The following is a 20,099-nucleotide window of genomic DNA, read 5'->3' as shown; positions in this document are numbered from 1 at the left end:
TGCCGAGAATGTCCTGCTCAAGCGGCAGAGCTCTTCACCGGAAAGAATCAGCCACTCGAAAGTGTGTCTTATGATGCACCCCATCGATAATAGAAGGGCTCTGCCTCCATGACCGACCGGCCCTCGGCCACCCCTCCCCCGTCTCGGCGCGGACCGCGGCGCGGCGGCAGGCGACGCGTCCTGCGGATCGTGCTCCTGACGGTGGCCGTCCTCATCCTCGCGGCCGGTGGCGCGGGCTGGTGGGCGTACAGCCATCTCAACGGCAACATCGACAGCGTCGACCTCGATCAGGCGCTCGGCGACAACCGCCCGAAGAAGGTCGTCGCGGGAGCACAGAACGTCCTCGTCCTCGGCTCCGACTCGCGCGCCGGGGCCAACGCGGACCTCGACCACGGCGATGTGAGCGGCGCCCGCTCGGACACCGCCATGCTGGTGCACATCCCCGAGGGCCGGTCCAAGGCCACCGCGGTGAGCATCCCGCGCGACACCCTGATCAGCCGGCCCGAGTGCAAGGACGCCGACGGCAACACCGTCAAGCCCGCGAACCGGGTCATGTTCAACTCGGTGTACTCGCTGGCCGGCCCGGCCTGCGTGGTCAAGACCGTGGAGCAGATGTCCGGGATCCGCGTGGACCACTTCGTCGAGGTCGACTTCGCCGGGTTCAAGGGCCTGGTGGACGCGCTCGGCGGGGTCACCGTCACCCTGGACAAGCCGATGAGCGGGGCCAAGGGAGGCCTCAAGCTCGACGTGGGCACGCACCGCCTCAACGGTACCGACTCGCTCAAGTTCGTCCGTACCCGCTACGGCTACGGCGACGGCAGCGACCTCGGGCGCATAGGCCTCCAGCAGCAGTTCATGATGGCGATGCTGTCGGAGATCAAGAAGCAGGACGCGCTCGGCAACCCGGCCCGTCTCTACAAGCTCGCCGACGCCGGCACGAAGTCGCTCACCACCGACTCCGACCTCGCCTCCCTCACCTCCCTGGCCGACTTCGCCCAGAGCATGAAGGGCGTGGACCCGGACACCATGGAAACGATCATGCTTCCCGTCGCCTACGACAAGGTCGACCCGAACCGCGTCGTCGTCGCGGAACCGCAGGCGGGCCAGCTGTGGGAGGCCCTGCGCACCGACCAGAAGATTCCGGCGGAGGCCAAGAAGTCCCCCGCCAAGGGCTGACGGCACGTCGCACGCGGCACCCGCCGCGCACACGGGAGCGGGCCGTACGGGAGCACTTCCCGTACGGCCCGCTCTCGTCGTGCCGTGACCGTCGGCCGGTCGACTAGTACCGCGCGTCCTGACCGGACTTCCCGAGCCGGCTGTGCTTGCGGCCGTACAGGAAGTAGACGAAGAAGCCGATGACCATCCAGATGGCGAACCGGGCCCAGGTCTCGGCCGGCAGGTTGAGCATCAGCCATAGCGAGGCCGCGATCGACAGGATCGGGACCACCGGCACCCACGGGGTGCGGAAGGACCGGTGCAGGTCGGGGCGCGTCTTGCGCAGGACGATCACGCCGAGGGCGACCACCACGAAGGCGAACAGAGTGCCGATGTTCACCAGTTCCGCGAGCTTCTCCAGGCTGGTGAAGCCCGCGACGACGGCGATGATCCCGCCCAGCAGCATGGTCGCCCGGTACGGCGTGCGGTACTTCGGGTGGGTGACGGAGAAGACGCGCGGCAGCAGTCCGTCACGGCTCATCGCGAAGAACACGCGGGTCTGCCCGAGCAGCAGGATCATGCACACGGTGATCAGTCCGACGGCCGCCCCGAGGCTGATGGCGCCGGAGAAGAAGGGCTGGTTCACCGATTTGAAGGCTTCGGCGAGCGGGGCGGTGGCCGACATCTCGGTGTACTTCTGCATGCCGGTGACCACCAGCGTCACGGCGACGTAGAGCACGGTGCAGATGATCAGCGAGCCGAGGATGCCGCGCGGCATGTCCCGCTGCGGGTTCTTGGTCTCCTCGGCCGCGGTGGCCACGACGTCGAAGCCGATGAAGGCGAAGAAGACGAGGGAGGCCGCGGTGAAGATGCCCATGACACCGAAGTTGGTGGGCTCGTAGCCGAAGAGCAGCTGCACCAGGGGTGCCTTCCAGCCGCCCCCCGATTCCTGTGGCTGGGCCGGAGGGATGAACGGCTTGTAGTTGTCCGCCTTGATGAAGAACAGTCCGGCGATGATGACCAGCAGCACCACGGCCACCTTGATGGCGACGACGACCGCGGTGATCCGGGCCGAGAGCTTCGTCCCCACGACCAGGATCGCGGTCAGCACCAGGACCAACACAAACGCCAGCAGGTCGAAGGTGCCCCCCTCGTCCGGTCCGGCCAGTCCGACGGGCAGGTCCCAGCCGAGGTTCGTACTCATGAGGTGGCGCACGTACCCGGACCAGCCGACCGCGACGACGGCGGTGCCCAGCGCGAATTCGAGCACCAGGTCCCAGCCGATGATCCAGGCGGGCAGCTCGCCGATCGAGGCGTACGAGAACGTGTACGCCGAGCCGGCCACCGGCACGGTGGACGCGAACTCGGCGTAACAGAGCGCCGCGAGGGCGCAGACGATGCCCGCTGCGACGAAAGCGAGGGCGGTGGCGGGGCCGGCATTGTTGCGGGCGGCGATGCCCGTCAGGACGAAGATGCCGGTGCCGATGATGACGCCCACACCGAAGACCGTCAGGTCCCAGGCGGAGAGCGACTTGCGGAGCGCGTGTTCCGGCTCCTCCGTGTCGCGGATGGACTGCTCCACCGTCTTGGTGCGGAACGGGCTGTTCAGGTCCTTGCTCACCGACGCACCTCCGACAGGTGACGACGAACGCGAACGGGCCGGGAGGCCCACCCATTCCAGGGTGATCTCCCGGCCCGTGACGTGCAACCGCGCGGCGATCTACGGACGGACGTCCCGGCGGACGGCGGCGGCTAGTCGATCGCGGCGGCCGGCTCGCTGTCGAAACGCCCGTCGAGCTTGGCGACGAGGCCGGTGACCTGCCGGGCGATGTCCGGAGCGGTCAGACCGATCTCGGCCATGATCTCCTTGCGCAGGGCGTGGTCGAGGAAGCGCTGCGGAATGCCGAAGTCGCGCAGCGGTACGTCGACGCCCGCGTCGCGCAGTGCCTGCGAGACGGCGGCGCCCACACCACCGGTGCGGCCGTTGTCCTCGACGGTGACGACCACGCGGTGCCGGTCCGCGAGCGGGGCCAGGGCCTCGTCCACGGGCTTGACCCAGCGGGGGTCGACGACGGTCGTGGAGATGCCCTGCTTGTCGAGCAGGTCGGCGATCTCCAGGCACATCGGGGCGAGTGCGCCGACCGAGACGAGCAGTACGTCCGGACGGGTGACTTCGGGGGCCGGGGAGCGCAGGACGTCCATGCCGCCGATCCGGCCGACGGCCGGAACGGCCGGGCCGACGACGCCCTTGGAGTAGCGCACGACGGTCGGGGCGTCCTTGACCTCGACGGCCTCGCGCAGCTGGGCGCGCAACTGCTCGGCGTCGCGCGGGGCGGCGAGCCGCAGGCCGGGCACGACCTGGAGGATCGACATGTCCCACATGCCGTTGTGGGAGGCGCCGTCGTCGCCGGTGACACCGGCGCGGTCCAGGACGAAGGTGACCCCGCACTTGTGCAGGGCCACGTCCATCAGGACCTGGTCGAAGGCGCGGTTGAGGAACGTCGCGTACACCGCGAAGACCGGGTGGACCCCGCCGGTGGCCAAGCCGGCCGCCGATGTGGCGCCGTGCTGCTCGGCGATGCCCACGTCGTAGATCCGGTTCGGGAAGGCCTCGGCGAACTTGTTGAGGCCGACCGGGTGGAGCATGGCGGCGGTGATGCCGACGATGTCCTCGCGCTCGTGGCCGAGCTTGACCATCTCGTCGGCGAAGACGGAGGTCCAGCTGGCGGCGGCGGTCTTGACCGGCAGTCCGGTGTCCGGGTGGATCACGCCGACCGCGTGGAAACGGTCCGCCTCGTGCTCCAGGGCCGGGGTGTAGCCGCGGCCCTTCTGGGTGAGGCAGTGCACGATGACCGGGCCGCTGAAGCGCTTGGCGCGCTGCAGGGCGGACTCCAGGGCCTCGATGTCGTGGCCGTTGATGGGCCCGATGTACTTCAGGCCGAGGTCCTCGAACATGCCCTGCGGGGCGATGAAGTCCTTGAGGCCCTTCTTGGCGCCGTGCAGGGTCTCGAAGAGCGGCTTCCCGACGACCGGGGTGCGCTCCAGGAGCTCCTTGCCGCGGGCCAGGAAGCGCTCGTAGCCGTCCGTGGTGCGCAGGGTGGCGAGGTGGTTCGCGAGGCCGCCGATGGTGGGGCCGTACGAGCGCTCGTTGTCGTTGACGACGATGACCAGCGGGCGGTCCTTGGCGGCGGCGATGTTGTTCAGCGCCTCCCAGGCCATGCCTCCGGTCAGCGCGCCGTCGCCGATGACGGCGGCGACGTGGTGGTCCTCCCGGCCGAGCACCTCGTTCGCCTTGGCGAGGCCGTCGGCCCAGCCCAGCACGGTGGAGGCGTGGGAGTTCTCGATCACGTCGTGGTCGGACTCGGCGCGAGAGGGGTAGCCGGACAGGCCGTTCTTGGTGCGCAGGCCGGCGAAGTCCTGGCGGCCCGTGAGCAGCTTGTGAACGTAGGCCTGGTGGCCGGTGTCGAAGAGGACCTTGTCCTTGGGCGAGTCGAAGACCCGGTGCAGGGCGATCGTCAGTTCGACCACCCCGAGGTTGGGGCCGAGGTGCCCGCCGGTCTTGGAGACGGCGTCGACGAGGAAGGACCTGATCTCGGCGGCGAGCTGGTTCAGCTCCTCCTGGCTGAGCCGGTCCAGATCGCGCGGTCCCTTGATGCGGGTCAGCAGCACCCGTGCCTCCTTGCAGTTGCTTGCTGGTCTGTCGAGTCTAATGTTCCGTCGGCGACGGTGGTCATCGGGCTGCCGCAGGCGGGTCACGGCTCGGTCATGCGTGTACGCATCCCTGTACAGATCAGCCCGAGGCCACACCTCACATTCGGGCGTATACCCACACAGGTGTACGCACATTTGTACGCACGCGTGCCCGGTGCCACGCGAGGTGGCACCGGGCACTGTGACCGGTCTTACCGCGACGGGCGCGGTGTCAGGCGCGTCCGGCCGTCTTCTGGGTCTTGCGGGTGACCGAGTCGATCACCACGGTGGCCAGCAGCACCGCACCGGTGATCATGTACTGGATCGGGGTGGCGATTCCCTGGAGAGCCAGACCGTACTGGATCGAGGTGATGACCATGACGCCGAGGAGGGCGTTCCAGGTCCGGCCCCGGCCGCCGAAGAGGCTGGTGCCGCCGATCACGGCCGCCGCGATCACGTTCATCAGCAGGTCGCCGCCGCCGGCGCTCTGGTTGGCCGCCGCGATCTTGGAGGCCCAGAAGAGGCCGCCGATGGCCGCGAAGGTGCCCGAGATCGTGAAGACCGCGATGCGGATCCCGACGACGCTGATGCCGGCGCGGCGGGACGCCTCGACGCTGCCGCCGAGAGCGAAGACGTTCCGGCCGAACGTGGTGCGGCGCAGCAGGAAGTCCGTGCCGGCCAGCACCACCACGAACAGCACGACCGCCAGCGGCAGGCCCTTGTACTGGTTGAACACCGCGGCGGGACCGAAGGTGAAGACGGCCAGCAGACCCGTGCGCAGGGCGATCTCGCTCATCGGACGGGACGGGACGCCCGCGGCCTCGCGGCGGCGGTTGTCGAAGAAGCTCGCCAGGAAGTACCCGACCACCGCGATCGCGGCGAGGCCGTAGCCGGCCGCCACGTCCGAGAAGAAGTACGTGGTGAGCTGGCCCACCACACCGTCCGAGTCGATGTTGATCGTGCCGTTGCTGCCGAGGATCTGCAGCATGGCGCCGGACCAGAAGAGCAGGCCCGACAGGGTGACCGCGAACGCAGGTGCGCCGATCTTGGCGAAGAAGAAGCCGTGGATTGCGCCGATCAGGGCACCGCCGGCGACCGCGGCCAGGATCGCCACCCACTCGTTGACCCCGTGGGTGACGGCCAGGACGGCGAAGAGGGCACCCGCGACACCGCTGACGGAGCCGACCGAGAGGTCGATCTCGCCGAGCAGGAGCACGAAGATGATGCCCACGGCCATCATGCCGGTGGCGACCATCGTGATCGCGATGTTGGTGAGGTTCTCCGGGGACAGGAAGTTCGCGTTCAGTCCCTGGAAGATGCCGCAGATGATGATCAGGCCGATGACGACCGGGAGGGAGCCCAGGTCGCCGGCCTTCATCTTGCGGCCGAACTCGCTCACGTAGCCGGAGAGGCCCTGCTCGCGCACGAGCAGACGCGGGTCCACCGCGGGAATGGAGTCCGCCGGGGCGGAGGGGTTGGCCAGCTTGGCCACTTCTTCCGCCGAGGTGTGGTGTTCGGTGCTCACTTGCGAGCCTCCCCGGTACGGGCCGCACGACGGGTCACGGCGTTGTCCGTGGCTCCCGTGATGGCGGAGATGATCTCTTCCTGCGACGTGTCCTTGACACTGAAGACGCCGTTGTTGCGGCCCAGCCGCAGGACCGCCACCTTGTCGGCGACGGCCTTCACATCGGCCATGTTGTGGCTGATGAGGATGACGGCGTGGCCGCGCTCGCGCAGCCGCTCCACCAGGTCGAGGACCTGTGCGGTCTGCTCGACGCCGAGGGCGGCGGTGGGCTCGTCGAGGATGACGAGCTGGGGCTCGCCGAGCATCGAACGGGCGATCGCCACGGTCTGGCGCTGACCGCCGGAGAGCGAGGCGATCGGGATGCGGACACTGGGGATCCGGATCGACAGGGTGGTCAGGAGCTCGCGGGCGCGGCGCTCCATCTCCACCTCGTCGAGGACACCGCGGCGCTTGAGCTCGCGGCCCAGGAACAGGTTGCCGACGACATCGATGTTGTCGCACAGTGCGAGGTCCTGGTAGACCGTCGCGATGCCCAGGTTCTGGGCGTCGTGGGGCTTGGTGATCGAGACCGGCTTGCCCTCCCACTCGATGACTCCGTCATCGATGGGGTGGACGCCGGCGATCGTCTTGACGAGCGTGGACTTGCCGGCGCCGTTGTCGCCGACCAGGGCGACCACCTCGCCGGAGTGGATCTCAAGCTCTACATCGGTGAGCGCCTGAACGGCACCGAATCGCTTCGAGACCCCTCGCAACGCCAGCACGGGCGCAGCGGACACATGAACCATCTCCTTCGCCGCCTGACCGGCGGGGATGTCGTGCAAAAAGTGCAGGAGCGGGGTGGGTAAGGAATCGTTTCTGCCCGGCGCCCCGCGAGTGGCGGGGAAAAGTGGGCGGGGCGCCGGGCAGGCGCGGGGGTCCTGGGGGACCGGAGGCTCGGAGGCGGGCCTCCGGCCGGCAGGACGCTGGGGCCTCGGCGGGTCCGGGGGGGACCCCGCGTGCGGCCGGGTCCGGCCCGTGGGGGCCGGGATGGCCTACTGAGGGGCCCGTATGGGGCCCGGTCGGCCTACTTCAGGCCGAGGGTGGTGCAGGCGGCCGCGTACTTGTCGGTGCAGATCTCGTCGGCCGTGTAGACACCGTCCTTGATGACAGTGTCCTTGATGTTGTTCTTGGTCAGCGAGACGACGGGGACCAGGAGCGAGGCGATGCCCTTGTCCGTGGGGCTGTCAACCTTGGAGGTGGTGACACCGTCGAGCTTCTCGCCCTTGGCGAGCGCGACGGCCATCTTCGCGGCGGCCTCGGCCTCGGGGGCGTACGGCTTGTAGACGCTCATGAACTGCTCACCGGCGACGATGCGCTGCACACCGGCGAGTTCCGCGTCCTGACCGGTGACCGGGGGAAGCGGTTCCATGCCGGCGGCCTTGAGGGCGGTGATGATGCCGCCGGCCATGCCGTCGTTGGCCGAGTAGACGCCGACGATCTTGTCCTTGCCCAGCGCGGAGATCGCACCCGCCATGTTGGTGTTGGCGTTCTCCGGCTTCCACTCCTTGGTGTCGTACTCCTTGCCGATGGTCACCTTGCCATCGAGGACGGAGTGCGCACCCTTCTTGAAGAGGGCGGCGTTGGGGTCGGTGACCGACCCGTTCATCATGACGATCTGGCCGTCCTTGGCCTTGTCGCCCAGGGCCTCCAGCAGTGCCTTGCCCTGGACCTTGCCGACCTCTTCGTTGTCGAACGAGGTGTAGGCGTCGATCGGGCCCTCGGCGAGGCGGTCGTAGGCCACGACCGGGATGCCCTTGTCCTTGGCCTTCTTGACCGAGCCGGCGATGGCCTTGGAGTCAACGGCGTCGACGACCAGGACGTTCACCTTGTTGGTGATCATCGTGTCGACCTGCGAGTTCTGCGTGGTCGCGTCCTGCTTGGCGTTGGCGTAGACCACCTCGGCCTTGCCGCCGGTGAGTTCGGCGACCTTCTTCTCGAAGAGCGGCTTGTCGAACTTCTCGTAGCGCGCGGTCTGGTTCTCCGGCAGGAGCAGACCGATCTTGATCGCGCCACCGGCAGCGGCGGAGCCGGACTCCTTCGGCTTCTCGCCGGCCTCCTTGGCGCTGCCACAGGCGGCAAGGGAAGCGGCCATGGCGGTGGCGGCGACGGCTACGGCGGCTCTACGCATGCGCGTGTTCATTTCTTGAACCTCCCTGACGTGGCCGCAACAGCGCGGCCGAGGTGGACGTGAGTCAACCTCGGCCGCAGTTTGGCGTCAAGGAGTGAATCCTTAACGAGATGACAACGGTGCCATCCGTTATCTAACTGAAGGCAAGAGCTTGAGGTTCGACGAATCGGTCAGAAGCGTCGAATCGCCCATCTCGCTCAGTACGAGGGCCAGCGCGCCCAGTACCTCGGCCCGACCACCCAACGACCCGGTGAGCACCGAGAGTTGACGTGCCGCACTGGGGATCGCGTACCGGCCCACGGACTCGCGTATGGGGGCCAGGACCAGCTCACCGGCCTCCGCCAGGGACCCCCCGAGCACCACCCGGCTCGGGTTGAGGACATTGCACAGGTTCGCGACACCACTACCCACATGGCGGCCTACGTCGGCGATCACGCGGCGACACCCCGGGTCGCCCTCCCGGGCCAGTTCGACCACCCGCTCCATGGTGAGTTCGGGCCCGTGCGTGCTCTGCAACAACGGCAGTACGTACCGGGCCGCGGCGAAGGTCTCCAGGCAGCCGCGGTTGCCGCAGCGGCACACCGGGCCGGACTCGTCCAGGGTGATGTGCCCGATCTCCCCGGCGGTGCCGCCGGGCCCCCGGTAGATCTGCCCGTTTATCACCAGGCCGGCGCCGACACCGCTCGCGACCTTGATGTAGGCCAGGTCCTTGACCCCCCGGCCGCTCCCCCACACCAGCTCCCCGAGCGCTCCGAGGTTGGCGTCGTTGTCCACGTACACGGGCACGCCGAGGCGTTGCGAGAGCTCCTGGCGCGGGTTGATGCCCGCCCAGCCCGGGAGGATCGCCGTGGAGCCCAGGGTGCCGGACTCCACGTCGATGGGGCCGGGGACGCCGAGCCCGACGCCGATGACCTTCTCGCGGCCCACCCCGATGCCCGCGATCAGCTCGCCGACCAGGGCTTCGGCGCGGTCGAAGCCCTCCGCCCAGGAGGCGTCCACGTCCAGCGGGGCGGATTCCTCCGCCAATACCTGGTGGGCGAGGTTCCCGACGGCCACCCGCAGGTGGGTGTGGCCGAAGTCCACGCCGATGACGATGCCGGCGTCGCCGCTGAGGGAGACGCTGCGCGCCCGCCGGCCGCCGGCCGAGGTGTCTGTGACCTCGACGGTCCCACCCTCCTTGAGCTCGCGGACGATGTTGGAGACCGTGGCCGCCGACAGTCCGGTGGACCGGGCGATCTCCGCCTGGGTCAACGAACCGGCGAGCCGCACGGCCCGCACGACCCGTTCGAGATTCGCGCGGTGCAGTGAAGACTGCGATCCGGGAGTCTGCACGACTCATCCACTCCTGCCCATTAGCGACGGCCGACCGTCGCCCCCCGAGCCGGCGTCGCGGCTTGGTGCTCCGAGACCCCGGCGTCTCTCCAACTTGTGAACCTTAAGTCGAGCCTTTGGCCCTCCAGACGTCAAGAGGCTGACACGGAACGAAACGGTCACTACCGGTCATAAGTATGAGAGACATCCCTCTGGAACGTGTTACGGTCGCTGAGGCGCCGGTCCTCTGCGGCCTTTCCGGCCGGGCGGGCGCCCCGTAATGACGGCGCTATGCAAGGAGGTGTTCGGGATGAGTCCCGATCGAAGTCTTTGCAGCGCTCTCGTCGGCTGACCTGGATCAGCCGATCTTTCCCTGAGTGCGCACGGTCGCGGCACCTGCCGCGCGGCCGCGGTCCACCGCTGCCCCCCGTGCGGTTCTGCATCCCTTCATTCTTCTCCACCTCCCCTTCCTTCCGCATGCCCCGGTCCGTCCGCGGGCGTGCGTCGTCATCCATGTCCCCCGGCGTGCCCGACGGCGCTTTGCGCCGCGCTGCGGCGCGCCGACCCATGACCACTCCACGTGACCGCGCGGCTCCGTGCTGCCCGGACGCGGTGGAGGGAGGTACTCATCATGACCATGCTCACCCCCCGTACACCGACCAAGCTCGCGCCGCCGGGCAACGGCCGCCGCGAGCGCAAGGCCGCCGAGCTGGAGTCCCGTACCCGGCTCGCCGGCGAGCGGCTCGCCGGGTTCGGCGCCCGCCCCTGCGCCCTGGTCCTCCAGGAGCTGTCCGCCACCCGCAGCGGCCTCACGCACGCCGAGGCGGCACTGCGCCTGGAGCGGCACGGCGCCAACGTCGTCGCCCACGAGCGGGCCCCACGTTGGTGGGCGCAGCTCGCGAAGGCCTTCTGGAACCCGTTCATCACCGTCCTGGTCTTCCTGGCCGCCGTCATGTGGTGGCAGGACCCGGCCGACCCGGGTGTCGTCATCCTCTCCGTGATGGTGGCGGTCAGTGGACTGCTGCGCTTCTGGCAGGAGCACCGCTCGGGCCGCGCCGCCGACGCGCTGAAGAGGCTCGTCACGACCACCTGTGCGGTGCAGCGCCGGGCCGGTGGCGGCTCGGGGCCGGCCACCTTCGAAGTGCCCATGGACCAGGTGGTCCCCGGCGACGTGGTGAAGCTGGCAGCCGGCGACCTGATCCCGGCCGACCTGCGGTTGATCACCTCCAAGGACCTGATGGTCGGCCAGGCCGCGCTGTCCGGCGAGTCGTTGCCGGTCGCCAAGGCCGATGCTCCCGCCCGCACCGCCGGGGGGACCCCCGGCGCCGACGACCTCGGCCGGTTCGAGGGCACCGACCCCGTCGAGGCCGACAACCTGGTCCTGATGGGCACCTCGGTGACCTCCGGGACCGCCACCGGAGTCGTGGTCGCCACCGGCTCGGACACCTACTTCGGCTCGATGGCCGGCTCGCTGGTCGGCGAGCGCCCGCAGACCAACTTCGACAACGGCGTGCGCAAGGTCAGCTTCCTGCTGATCCGCTTCATGCTGGTCATGGTCCCGGTCGTGTTCGCCGTCAACGGCCTCACCAAGGGCGACTGGGACGAGGCCTTCCTCTTCGCCGTCGCCGTCGCCGTCGGCCTGACCCCCGAGATGCTGCCGATGGTCGTCTCCGCCAACCTGGCGCGCGGCGCGGTCGCCATGTCCAAGCGGAAGGTCGTCGTCAAGCGGCTCAACGCGATCCAGAACCTGGGCGCCATGGACGTGCTCTGCACGGACAAGACCGGCACCCTCACCGAGGACCGGATCGCCTTGGACCGCTACCTGGACGTGCACGGCGACGAGGACGGCGAGGTCCTGGAGTACGCCTACCTCAACTCCCACTTCCAGACGGGCCTGAAGAACCTGATGGACCAGGCCGTCATCGACCGCGTGGACGAGGCCGAGGAGGTTGTCGTCGACGCACGGTTCTCGATGGTCGACGAGATCCCCTTCGACTTCGCCCGCCGCCGGATGTCCGTGGTCCTGGACCGCAACGCCGTCGTGGGCGGCCCCGGCCGCCCCGAGCACATCATGATCACCAAGGGTGCGGTGGAGGAGGTCCTGGACCTCTGCACCCACATGACGGACCGCGGCCGGAAGGTCGAACTCACCGACGGGCTGCGCCGGCACGTCACCCGCATCGCCGAGGACAACAACCGCCGCGGCCTGCGCGTCCTCGCCGTCGCCACCCGCACGGTGAGCGCCCCCCGCGACACGTACTCCGTCGCGGACGAGGACCGCCTCACCTTGGTCGGCTTCCTCGCCTTCCTCGACCCGCCGAAGGCCGACGCCGCCCGGGCCCTGCAGGCCCTGGCCGACAAGGGCGTCGCGGTCAAGGTCGTCACCGGCGACAACGACCTGGTGGCCACGCGGGTCTGCGCGGACGTGGGTCTCGACGTCGGGCACGTGGTGCTCGGCACCGGGATCGACGCCCTCGACGACACGGCGCTGCGCGCGCTGGCCGCCCGTACGACGGTCTTCGCCAAGGTCAATCCCGTCCAGAAGGCCCGGATCGTCCGCGCCCTGCAGGCCGACGGGCACACCGTCGGCTTCCTCGGGGACGGCATCAACGACGCCGCCGCGCTGCGCGACGCCGATGTCGGCATCTCCGTCGACACCGCAGTCGACATCGCCAAGGAGTCCGCGGACATCATCCTGCTGGAGAAGGACCTGACCGTCCTGGAACAGGGTGTGATCCAGGGCCGGACGACCTTCGGCAACACGATCAAGTACATCAAGATGACGGCGTCGTCGAACTTCGGCAACGTCTTCTCGGTCCTGGTGGCGAGCGCGTTCATCCCCTTCCAGCCGATGCTCGCGATCATGCTGCTGGTGCAGAACCTGGTCTACGACATCGCGCAGCTGGCGACGCCGTGGGACCGGATGGACGAGGAGTACCTGCGGGGGCCCCGCAACTGGGACGCCAAGGGCATCGGCCGGTTCATGGTCTGCATCGGCCCGATCAGCTCGATCTTCGACATCGCGATGTTCGTGATCATGTGGAACGTGTTCGGTGCCAACAGCGAGGCCGAGCAGTCGCTGTTCCAGTCCGGCTGGTTCATCGAGGGACTGCTCTCGCAGACCCTGATCGTCCATATGATCCGTACCCGGAAGATCCCCTTCATCCAGTCCCGCGCCTCCTGGCCGGTGATGGTGATGACCGTCCTCGCGGTGCTGACCGGTCTGTACCTGCCCTTCTCGCCGCTGGCCGCCCCGCTGGGCTTCACGGCCCTGCCTGCGGGCTACTTCCCGTGGCTGGTCGGCGTGCTGCTGGCGTACTGCACGCTCACGCAGCTCCTGAAGACCCTGTACATCCGCACGTTCGGCACCTGGCTGTAGGTGCGGGGCCCGCGCGGACGGCCGGGGGCGATCGGCGTCGCCCCCGGCCGTCGCCGGCCCGCTACTTGAGGGTGGCGGAGGTCAGGCCGGCCTGGATCTGCCGCTGGAAGGACAGGTAGACCACCAGCATCGGGATCATCGCGATGGTCACGCCGGCGAACAGCACCGGCAGGTCCGTCTCGTACCCCATCTGGTACTGCAGCTGGATCAGGCCCTGGGTGAGCATGTAGCGCTCGGGGTCCGATCCGGTCTGCGGCTGCATCAGCACGGAGGGCAGGATGTACTGGTTCCACTGGCCCAGGACATTGAATATCCCGACGCTGATCAGGCCGGGCTTGGCCATCGGCAGCATCACCTGGAAGAAGATCCGGGTGTCGGAGGCCCCGTCGATCACCGCCGCCTCGTGCACGGCCGTCGGCAGCGTGCGGAAGAACGAGTGCATGAAGAAGACGGTGAAGGGCATCGAGTAGGCCACGTACACGAGGATCAGACCCTGGTACGTGTTGAGCATGTCCAGGCGCTTGACCATGAAGAACAGCGGGACGAGCGCGAGGAAGACGGGGAACATCGCCCCGCTGACGAAGAAGTAGTAGAAGAGCCGGTTCCCCGGGAAGGGGTAGCGGGCCAGGACGTACGCCGCCATCGAGCCGAGCAGCATGGTCAGCGGGACCGAGAACACCATCACGATCAGCGTGTGGGCGAAGTAGTCGCCGATGCCCTTGTCCCAGGCCCGGGAGAAGGCGTCGAAGTGCCAGTTGGAGGGCCAGCTGAGGGCCGAGCCGCCGATCTGCGAGTCGGTCTTGAACGAGCCGAGCGCCAGCCAGATCAGGGGCAGGACGATCAGCATCGCCCAGACGGCGAGGAACCCGTGCGAGAAGACGTTCAGCACCGTGCCGTCGGAGGCGGGCTTCGCACCGTCCTTGGCGCGCCCGCTGCCGCCGGACCGCTCGGCCGAGGCCTCGCCCGGTGCCTTGATCACTGTGGACTCTGTAGTCATCGGGGATCTCCTCTCAGAACTCGATGCGCTCGCGGCGGGTGGCGCGCAGCGTGACGATGGAGAGGATCATGGTCAGGACGAGCATGACGACGCCCATGGCGCAGGCGTAGCCGCTCTTGCCGAAGTAGAGGAAGTTGCGCATCAGCACCGTGGCCATGACCTCGCTGTGGTGGTCGGGCCCGCCGCCGAACTGGCCGGAAGTCATGGTCGACACCAGCACGAACATGTCCATCGCGGCGATGCCCAGGTAGACCGCTGAGGTCTGCACGGAGTCCCACAGCAGGGGCAGCGTGACCTTCAGGAAGGTCTGCGCGCGCCCGGCGCCGTCGAGCAGGGCGGCCTCGTAGATGTCCTTGGGTACGGACTGCATGGCGGCCGAGAAGAGGACCAAGTAGAAGCCGACCCCGTGCCAGACCACCACCAGGAGCAGGCACCACAGCGCGAGGTCGGGCTGGTTGAGCCATTCGACGGGGTGGACCGGGTCGACCAGCCCCAGCTTGGTCAGGAACCCGTTGAGCAGGCCGCCCTCGTCGCTGCGGTAGACGGCGCCGAACAGCACCGCGAGGATGGCGAGGGAGAGTACCTGCGGGAAGAAGTAGACGATCTTGTAGACGGAGGAGCCCCAGACGCCCCGGACGCCGCCGGCCCCGCTGCGCCCTCCCGCGTTCACCATGAAGGCGAAGAAGAGGGCCAGCAGGATGGTGACGGTCGGGACGAACACCAGGAGGAGCAGGTTGTGCCACAGGGCGCCGCGGAAGACCTCGTCCTTCATCAGCGCCGCATAGTTGTCCAGGCCGACGAAATCGAACGTGGGCGACTGTCCCGACCAGTTGGTGAAGGAGTAACCGAACGTCTGGATGTACGGCCAGATGACGAAAGTCAGGTACAGCGCGAGCGGCAGGACGAGGAAGCCGGCGATGAAGCCGATCCGTCCCTTGCCCTGGGCTACTTGGCTCATGGTGTCCGCCCCTTGGACGTATGTCAGCTGCGGTGGTTGTTCTTGGCGTTCGGGTCCTTGGCAGCCTTGTCTACCGCAGCCTGGGCCCGCTTGATCCATTCCTTTGGCTGGATCCGCTTGGCCATCAGCTCATTGGACGCGTTCTGGATCTCGGTGTCCATTTCGCTGTACCAGTCGGGGTACAGGTAGCTGAAGGTGTTCGAACCGGCGGTCTTGACGGCCGCGACCGCCGAGGCCGTGCCCGGGCGCAGCTTCACGTTCGGGTCGACGCCGTCCTTGACGACGGTGAGGGAGTTGGCCTGCTGGGCGAAGAGGGTCGACCATTCGCGGGACAGCATCGAACGCAGGAACTCCAGGCCGCCGGCCTTGTTGGCGGCCTTCTCCGGGACGATGAAGGGCTCTCCCGCGCCGGCGCGGATGGCCTCGAAGGGCAGCTTGCTGTCGGCGAGCGTCGGCACCGGCAGGAACTTCATGTCGAAGTCGTCGGGGGTCTGCTTGAGCTGCTCGTTCTCCAGCCAGGAGCCGGAGGGGATGAAGGCGGCCTTGTACTGGTTCCAGGCCGTCTGGGACTCCGTGTGGGTGAGGCCGTTGGTGCCGGCCATCAGCAGGTCCTTCTCGACGACCTCGTAGACCGCCTCGACGGCGGCGAGGGCGGCGGGGTTGCCCTCGAAGGCGTTCGGCTCCAGGTTGTCGATCGCCTTCATGGCCTCCAGACCGCCCTTCTTGGCGATCAGGTCCATGATGACGACGTTGATGTAGTACGGGTACTTGCCCTGGTGGGCGAGTCCGCCGATGCCGGCGGCCTTGGCCTTGGTGCAGATGTCGAGGAACTCGTCCCAGGTCTTGGGCTCGGCCCAGCCCTTCTCCTTGAAGAGCTTGCCCGAGTACCAGAATCCGAACACGGTGTAGACGTAGTAGAGGGCGACGAACTTGCCGCCCTGGGTGCCCTGCTCGACGGTGCCGGGGATGAGCATGTCCCGCACCTTCTTGGCCGGGTCGTCGAGCGAGGGGGCGTCCAGCACCGCGGTGAGCTCGGCGAGCTGACCGCCCTTGGCCAGGACGTCGACCTTGATCTGCTGGGCGCCCGAGTCGTCGATGACGTCCGGCGGGTTGCCGCCGTTGAAGCGGGGCTGGAGCTTGGCGGCGATCTCCTGGGTGCCCAGGTGGGAGCTGGTGGTGCCCCACTTCTTGTCGAAGGCGGCCTCCCAGGCCTTCGCGTAGTCGTCGCCGAACCCACCCTTGAAGACGACGACGTCGAGCTTGCCGCCCTTGGCGACGCCGAAGGGGTTCTCCTTCGTCACCGCGCCCTTGTCCGGCCCCTTCGTCGAGGTGTCCCCACCGCCGGAGGCGCAGGCGGACAGGAAGCTCATCGTGGGCACCGAGATCAGTCCCAGCGCTGCGGAGCGCTTGATCAGGTCACGGCGGCCGATGCCCTCACCAGTGGATCGCATGCTCATGTCCTCGCCTTCGTCAGAAGTGTGAAGGAGGCCGGGACTCGACGAATGCCCGTGGTCACCGCGCATACGGACATCACCGCAGGTCCCCGCCGCCCCCCGGTCCGGTACCGCTCGTAACGCGGTGATCCGGACGGGCACAGGTATAGTCCACTTCCGCTCGTGTGAGCAAGATCATGCACACAGTTGTCCGTCAGCTTTTCCGAGTTGAGACCTCCCCGAAACCTGGCCCGGGCCGGAAAAAGCGGAAGGGCCGTACCCCCTTAACGGGGATACGGCCCTTTGGTGCCGCTACTGACCTCAGCCGCGGATGAGGTTGCGGAGCACGTACTGCATGATGCCGCCGTTGCGGTAGTAGTCCGCCTCACCCGGGGTGTCGATGCGGACGACCGCGTCGAACTCCACGCCGGTGTCGGTGGTGACCTTGACGGTGCGCGGGGTGGTGCCGTTGTTCAGCTCCTCCACACCGGTGAAGGAGAAGGTCTCCTCGCCGGTGAGGCCCAGCGAGACCGCCGAGGCGCCCTCCGGGAACTGGAGCGGGAGCACGCCCATGCCGATCAGGTTCGAGCGGTGGATGCGCTCGTACGACTCGGCGATGACGGCCTTGACGCCGAGCAGCGCGGTGCCCTTGGCGGCCCAGTCGCGGGACGAGCCCGAGCCGTACTCCTTGCCCGCCAGGATGACCAGCGGGATGCCGGCGGCCTGGTAGTTCTGGGAGGCGTCGTAGATGAACGCGACCGGCGCGCCCTCGACGGTGAAGTCGCGGGTGAAGCCGCCCTCGGTGCCCGGCGCGATCTGGTTGCGCAGGCGGATGTTGGCGAACGTACCGCGGATCATGACCTCGTGGTTGCCGCGACGGGAACCGTACGAGTTGAAGTCGCGGCGCTCGACGCCGTGCTCGGTGAGGTACTTGCCGGCCGGGGTGTCGGCCTTGATCGCACCGGCCGGGGAGATGTGGTCGGTGGTGACCGAGTCGCCCAGCTTCGCCAGCACGCGCGCACCGGCGATGTCGGAGACCGGGGTGGTCTCCATCGTCATGCCCTCGAAGTAAGGGGGCTTGCGGACGTAGGTGGACTGCGGGTCCCACTCGAAGGTGTTGCCGGTCGGGATCGACAGCGCCTGCCACTGGGCGTCGCCCGCGAAGACGTCCTGGTAGGACTTGCTGAACATGTCCTCGCCGATGGCGTTCGCCACGACGTCGTTGACCTCGGCCTCGGACGGCCAGATGTCCTGGAGGAAGACCGGCTTGCCCTCGGTGTCGATGCCGATGGCGTCCTTGGTGATGTCCACCTTCATGGAGCCCGCGATGGCGTACGCGACGACCAGCGGCGGGGAGGCCAGGTAGTTCATCTTGACGTCGGGGTTGATCCGGCCCTCGAAGTTGCGGTTGCCGGAGAGCACCGAGGTGACCGCGAGGTCGTGCTCGTTGATCGCCTTCGAGATCTCCTCGTCCAGCGGACCGGAGTTGCCGATGCAGGTGGTGCAGCCGTACCCGACGAGGTTGAAGCCCATCTTGTCGAGGTACGGAGTCAGGCCGGCCTTGTCGAAGTAGTCGGTGACGACCTTCGAGCCCGGGGCCAGGGTGGTCTTGACCCACGGCTTGCGGGCGAGACCCTTCTCGACCGCCTTCTTGGCCACGAGCGCCGCGGCGACCATGACGTAGGGGTTCGAGGTGTTGGTGCAGGAGGTGATCGCGGCGACGGTGACGGCGCCGTGGTCGATCTCGAAGGAGGTGCCGTCGGCCAGGGTGACCTGGGTCGGACGGGTCGGCACGCCGTTGGCGGAGGCCGGGGCGTCGGACGCCGGGAAGGACTCCTTGCCGGCCTCCTCGTCGTCGGAGACGTAGTTGCGCACGTCAACCGCGAACTGCTCGGCGGCGTTGGCCAGGACGATGCGGTCCTGCGGGCGCTTCGGGCCGGCGATGGAGGGGACGACCGTGGAGAGGTCGAGCTCCAGCTTCTCGGAGAAGTCGGGCTCAGCGGCCGGGTCCAGCCACAGGCCCTGCTCCTTGGCGTACGCCTCGACGAGCGCGACCTGCTGGGCGTCGCGGCCGGTCAGGCGCAGGTACTTCAGGGTCTCGTCGTCGATCGGGAAGATCGCGGCGGTGGAGCCGAACTCCGGCGACATGTTGCCGATGGTGGCGCGGTTCGCCAGCGAGGTGGCGGCGACGCCCTCACCGTAGAACTCGACGAACTTGCCGACGACACCGTGCTTGCGCAGCATCTCGGTGATGGTCAGCACCAGGTCGGTGGCGGTGGTGCCGGTCGGCAGCTCGCCGGTCAGCTTGAAGCCCACGACGCGCGGGATCAGCATGGAGACCGGCTGGCCGAGCATCGCGGCCTCGGCCTCGATGCCGCCGACGCCCCAGCCCAGCACGCCCAGGCCGTTGACCATGGTGGTGTGCGAGTCGGTGCCGACGAGGGTGTCGGGGTACGCCTGGCCACCGCGGACCATGATCGTGCGGGCCAGGTGCTCGATGTTGACCTGGTGCACGATGCCGGTGCCCGGCGGGACGACCTTGAAGTCGTCGAAGGCGGTCTGGCCCCAGCGCAGGAACTGGTAGCGCTCCTTGTTGCGGCCGTACTCCAGCTCGACGTTCTGCGCGAAGGCGTCCTTCGTGCCGAACTTGTCGGCGATGACCGAGTGGTCGATGACCATCTCGGCGGGCGAGAGCGGGTTGATCTTCGCCGGGTCGCCACCGAGGGCCTTGACGGCCTCACGCATGGTGGCGAGGTCCACGACGCAGGGGACGCCGGTGAAGTCCTGCATGATCACGCGGGCCGGCGTGAACTGGATCTCCTCGCTGGGCTGGGCCTGCGAGTCCCAGTTGCCGAGCGACCGGATGTGGTCGGCGGTGATGTTCGCGCCGTCCTCGGTGCGGAGCAGGTTCTCCAGCAGCACCTTCAGGCTGTAGGGAAGACGGGCCGAGCCCTCAACCTTGTCCAGCCGGAAGATCTCGTACGACTCGTCGCCCACCTGCAGCGTGCTGCGGGCGTCGAAGCTGTTCGCCGACACGACAGTCTCCTTCATGCATGAAATTCGCGCGTTTTACCGCAATCCTGCCGCCACGCCCTGTGGCCAATCCGCTAAGGTAAGGCTAAGTTAGGTAACCCTTACCAGCAGGGGCGGCTGCGGTACGCCTTCGGCAGATATCTCGATGTCGAGATAACTCTAATGCATTGCCGCGCCGTGGTCATGCACGGCATGGGTGTCCTGTCATCCAATCGAGGCGTTTGACAGCGAACGGAGTCGTACGAGGTGACGCCCTGGGGTGGCTGGGTGGCCGTACCGGTCGGGGTGGATCTTCCGGAGCCGTACGCCGAGCTGTCGTACGTGGATGCCGTACGTGGATGCCGTACGCGAGCGACAACGCCGTCCGCTGCTGGACCGTGCGACAGCCCGGTTCGAGGACGCAGCCGCGGTCCGGCCGCTTCGCCGGTCGCTGGTGAGCGTCACCTCTCCG

At 68.1% G+C, this 20,099-nt stretch carries 12 protein-coding genes; 2 read left to right on the top strand and 10 right to left on the bottom strand.

Going from position 1 to position 20,099, the window contains the following annotated elements:
- Positions 1–108 precede the first annotated feature (108 nt).
- Positions 109–1,176 carry an LCP family protein gene (locus OHA65_RS29090; RefSeq protein ID WP_371645117.1) on the top strand — a complete coding sequence of 356 codons (1,068 nt, stop codon included), beginning with the start codon at positions 109–111 and terminating at the stop codon, positions 1,174–1,176.
- Positions 1,177–1,279: 103 nt separating this feature from the next.
- On the opposite strand, the gene OHA65_RS29085 is transcribed toward OHA65_RS29090, so the two are convergent.
- The 6 genes from OHA65_RS29085 to OHA65_RS29060 form a co-directional block, all read right to left on the bottom strand.
- Positions 1,280–2,776 (bottom strand): amino acid permease, encoded by a 1,497-nt coding sequence (locus tag OHA65_RS29085; protein WP_327279149.1) that lies wholly within the window; start codon positions 2,774–2,776, stop codon positions 1,280–1,282.
- Positions 2,777–2,907: 131 nt separating this feature from the next.
- Complete coding sequence (dxs, locus tag OHA65_RS29080; RefSeq protein WP_327279148.1) at positions 2,908–4,824, bottom strand: 1-deoxy-D-xylulose-5-phosphate synthase; 1,917 nt, start codon at positions 4,822–4,824, stop codon at positions 2,908–2,910.
- 253 nt (positions 4,825–5,077) lie between these two features.
- Positions 5,078–6,337: an ABC transporter permease subunit gene (locus OHA65_RS29075; protein ID WP_327285826.1), complete on the bottom strand. Its 1,260-nt coding sequence runs from the start codon at positions 6,335–6,337 to the stop codon at positions 5,078–5,080.
- Between the two features lie 29 nt (positions 6,338–6,366).
- Positions 6,367–7,155 (bottom strand): ATP-binding cassette domain-containing protein, encoded by a 789-nt coding sequence (locus tag OHA65_RS29070; protein ID WP_327279147.1) that lies wholly within the window; start codon positions 7,153–7,155, stop codon positions 6,367–6,369.
- A gap of 278 nt (positions 7,156–7,433) precedes the next feature.
- Positions 7,434–8,549 (bottom strand): substrate-binding domain-containing protein, encoded by a 1,116-nt coding sequence (locus OHA65_RS29065; RefSeq protein WP_327279146.1) that lies wholly within the window; start codon positions 8,547–8,549, stop codon positions 7,434–7,436.
- Positions 8,550–8,666: 117 nt separating this feature from the next.
- Positions 8,667–9,869 (bottom strand): ROK family transcriptional regulator, encoded by a 1,203-nt coding sequence (locus tag OHA65_RS29060; RefSeq protein ID WP_327279145.1) that lies wholly within the window; start codon positions 9,867–9,869, stop codon positions 8,667–8,669.
- Positions 9,870–10,479: 610 nt separating this feature from the next.
- Between OHA65_RS29060 and mgtA the strand changes: the two genes are divergently transcribed.
- Positions 10,480–13,227, top strand: coding sequence for a magnesium-translocating P-type ATPase (gene mgtA / locus OHA65_RS29055; RefSeq protein WP_405762692.1), 2,748 nt, complete (start codon positions 10,480–10,482; stop codon positions 13,225–13,227).
- A gap of 61 nt (positions 13,228–13,288) precedes the next feature.
- Here mgtA and OHA65_RS29050 read toward each other — a convergent pair whose 3' ends face one another.
- From OHA65_RS29050 to acnA, 4 genes are all read right to left on the bottom strand, one after another.
- Positions 13,289–14,224: a carbohydrate ABC transporter permease gene (locus OHA65_RS29050; protein WP_327279143.1), complete on the bottom strand. Its 936-nt coding sequence runs from the start codon at positions 14,222–14,224 to the stop codon at positions 13,289–13,291.
- Positions 14,225–14,237: 13 nt separating this feature from the next.
- On the bottom strand, positions 14,238–15,182 hold the full coding sequence (locus tag OHA65_RS29045; protein WP_327279142.1) for a sugar ABC transporter permease: 945 nt from the start codon (positions 15,180–15,182) through the stop codon (positions 14,238–14,240).
- 23 nt (positions 15,183–15,205) lie between these two features.
- Positions 15,206–16,639: an N-acetylglucosamine/diacetylchitobiose ABC transporter substrate-binding protein gene (gene ngcE, locus OHA65_RS29040; RefSeq protein WP_327279141.1), complete on the bottom strand. Its 1,434-nt coding sequence runs from the start codon at positions 16,637–16,639 to the stop codon at positions 15,206–15,208.
- Between the two features lie 297 nt (positions 16,640–16,936).
- Positions 16,937–19,666: an aconitate hydratase AcnA gene (gene acnA, locus OHA65_RS29035; protein ID WP_327279140.1), complete on the bottom strand. Its 2,730-nt coding sequence runs from the start codon at positions 19,664–19,666 to the stop codon at positions 16,937–16,939.
- Positions 19,667–20,099 lie beyond the last annotated feature (433 nt).

Source organism: Streptomyces sp. NBC_00045 (assembly GCF_045041095.1).
GTDB lineage: Bacteria > Actinomycetota > Actinomycetes > Streptomycetales > Streptomycetaceae > Streptomyces.
The sequence above is the reverse complement of the archived record's forward strand: the minus strand, read 5'-3'. Positions and strand labels throughout refer to the sequence as shown.

What these genes read in the sequence shown, in the direction of transcription:
- ngcE (WP_327279141.1), bottom strand. Translation starts at nt 16,639, where the DNA reads ATGAGCATGCGATCCACTGGTGAGGGCATCGGCCGCCGTGACCTGATC.
- OHA65_RS29090 (WP_371645117.1), top strand. Translation starts at nt 109, where the DNA reads ATGACCGACCGGCCCTCGGCCACCCCTCCCCCGTCTCGGCGCGGACCG.
- OHA65_RS29070 (WP_327279147.1), bottom strand. Translation starts at nt 7,155, where the DNA reads ATGGTTCATGTGTCCGCTGCGCCCGTGCTGGCGTTGCGAGGGGTCTCG.
- OHA65_RS29045 (WP_327279142.1), bottom strand. Translation starts at nt 15,182, where the DNA reads ATGAGCCAAGTAGCCCAGGGCAAGGGACGGATCGGCTTCATCGCCGGC.
- OHA65_RS29050 (WP_327279143.1), bottom strand. Translation starts at nt 14,224, where the DNA reads ATGACTACAGAGTCCACAGTGATCAAGGCACCGGGCGAGGCCTCGGCC.
- OHA65_RS29065 (WP_327279146.1), bottom strand. Translation starts at nt 8,549, where the DNA reads ATGAACACGCGCATGCGTAGAGCCGCCGTAGCCGTCGCCGCCACCGCC.
- acnA (WP_327279140.1), bottom strand. Translation starts at nt 19,666, where the DNA reads ATGAAGGAGACTGTCGTGTCGGCGAACAGCTTCGACGCCCGCAGCACG.
- mgtA (WP_405762692.1), top strand. Translation starts at nt 10,480, where the DNA reads ATGACCATGCTCACCCCCCGTACACCGACCAAGCTCGCGCCGCCGGGC.